General features: G+C 38.0%; 2 protein-coding genes and 1 pseudogene. 1 reads left to right on the top strand and 2 read right to left on the bottom strand.

All coding sequences use genetic code 11. The features are described from left to right. A pseudogene (locus tag K6G87_RS08230) lies at nt 1–209 on the top strand (cardiolipin synthase); the annotation flags it as partial. Between the two features lie 291 nt (nt 210–500). Here K6G87_RS08230 and K6G87_RS08225 read toward each other — a convergent pair. Both K6G87_RS08225 and K6G87_RS08220 read right to left on the bottom strand, forming a co-directional pair. Then, a complete protein-coding gene (locus tag K6G87_RS08225; protein WP_296835737.1) occupies nt 501–1,148 on the bottom strand; it encodes an RloB family protein in 648 nt (215 codons plus the stop codon). A gap of 3 nt (nt 1,149–1,151) precedes the next feature. Continuing rightward, entirely contained in the window at nt 1,152–2,414 is a 1,263-nt protein-coding gene (locus K6G87_RS08220; protein ID WP_296835736.1) for an AAA family ATPase, read from the bottom strand. Nucleotides 2,415–2,460: the final 46 nt, after the last annotated feature.

Below are 2,460 nucleotides of genomic sequence, written 5' to 3'. Positions count from 1 at the left end.
GTACAATAAACATGGACTACCGCAGCCTCTACCTGCACTTTGAAAACGGCTGTCTCTACGCTGACTGCGACGCAGTAAAGCAGACAAAAGAGGACTTTGAAAGAATCTTCGAAGTATCTAATGAAGTAACTGACTACTATGCATCAGGCCGTGGCGCCTTTCTGCGCTTTAGCCAGCTGGTCTTAAGGCTCGCCGCTCCGCTGATGTGATGCAGGGGTAGGAAGGATGTAGCTCAAAATCTGCTTGCACGGCAAAAAACAGAGCCATAAGCAGCGATGAAACGCTTCGTTCCTTTAGTGACATCTAAATCTACGCGACATCGTGATCTCTTCCTTATGTCATGACCTCGGCATAATCAAACGGCACGAGAAGTTTGAAAACAACATCGTATGCTGTTATTTCCACCCGTTCAAAATACATATGGGACACATATGATCTAAATCTGCAGAAATTTTGCGCCAAAAATAAGACAGGATTTCTCCTGTCTTATCAGAAAACTACTATTCTGTTATCTTCCCTTTAATTTCTGCTACTAAATTATGTACAGTAGTACATGGGCACATCTCAGAAGGTTTTGTATAGCCATTATCAATACACTGCTTATACTTCTGCTCCGCAATCTTCAAAGCTTTTGTTTCATCACCCGTCTGAGCCAATCTCCGATATAAGCTTTTATCAGCTTTATCGTAATTATTACCGGTCTTTGATTTAAACAATTGTCCAAATCTATCACAACACGTCCATGATTCCTGAATATTTGGCATCGAACCATAATAAGCATGCATCCAAATTTCAAAACATGGATTGGACCACCCAACATTTATATCCTTCTTTTTAGCTTCCGCTATTATCTCATCAAAATCCTTAACCTGATCCCTATCAAAGACAATCCATGAATTTCTGTACTGTGGATCATATGCCGTAAATTCAATACACTTATCAATCAATCTCACAGTTTTGGTCTCTACCACTTTGACTACAAGTTTATCTTGAATCTCTTTAGGTAAATCTGAATGAAGACCATCAAAATAACAACGCTCTGTTCCTTCTGTATCAGTAACAATCAGATAATACCCTAATTCTGGGACCCTTGTGTTCCTACGTTGCTCCCTAGTTTTTCGATTTCCTGTTCTATCTTTTTTCGCCATTCCTTAATCCTCCTTAAGTATGTCAATCGTCTTAAGAGTTGGAATAGCACCATACTTTCCGAGCAGATAGTTCTTCTCATAACTCTCATCCTTACGGATCTTCGTGCCATCTTCACTTATAAAGTCAGCCAAAGAATACAAAGCTGAAACACCATTTGTATCCTTTTCTGTAAACCAGATTTCATCTCTTCTTAAAAGTTGGTTAGACAGTTGCCATGTATCATGTGTAGTAAAGATCAACTGAGCATGATTTACATTTACCTCAGGATTCAAGAATATAAGGATAAAGTTTCTCACAAGAAGCGGATGCAAACGAGCATTTAACTCATCAATAAAATAAACACTTCCATTTTGCAGTACTTCTTGCAATTCAGGATATAGCGCAAACATTTTTAATGTTCCTGCCGATTCCATTCCTAAAGGTATTTCTGCAACCTCATCAGAATCTATCTTCTTATGAATCGAATTTATCTTATAGGTAGATTCCTTTGAATCACCCTCTGTAGGAACTTCCTCCACATTAAACCCCTTAATATTCTCATCAAATGATGAAAAATACTGTACAACCTTCTGTTGAATATCCTTATCCTCTACGAATCCCTTTGGAAGTCTTCTGGATAAAAAGAAGTTCGTATACGCATTTCCAAAGTCAGCAAACTCGTTAGCCAAGAACCAATCTCGAACCAACTTGCACTTGTCAACTTTCAGTTTTGCCCCTAAAGAAACAATCAGCACCTGCTTATCCAATGCAACTTCTATATTATTTCTAGTAGACTTTGGTAATCCAGATAAATCCAATTCATTCTCTTCATCTGATCTATAAAAAATAGTCTTATAGTCTCTGGCCGTCTTTGCCTTATAGTTCAGCCACTCTTCAGTAACGCCTTCCTTGCCAATGCAGAATCCATAATTATAGCTCTTCTCTGACTTATCTCCAGGTACTGTAAAATATACTTCAAAACTCGATTCAGCATCTTCTGAGACACCATCAAACAAAAACGGTGTTGGTCGATTCTCCTCGAACTTTACAGGATCATCACCATAATGCAAGGAATTAACTACATACTCCACCATATACTCAAATGCACTATATACATTGGACTTACCACTTGCATTAGCACCATAAATCGCTGCAACAGGAAGTATTTTCTCATTGCTAACACTAACCACTCTATCATTAAACTCAGACATCTTTGCAGCTGAAAGATCAAGCGTTGCATCATCTCTAAATGATCTAAAGTTCTTGAAATTAAATTGAATCAACATCGTTAATACCCTCTCTTTCTACTGTAGTATATCCCATTTTTATCAA

Source organism: Butyrivibrio sp., assembly GCF_024699075.1.
The sequence above is the reverse complement of the archived record's forward strand: the minus strand, read 5'-3'. Positions and strand labels throughout refer to the sequence as shown.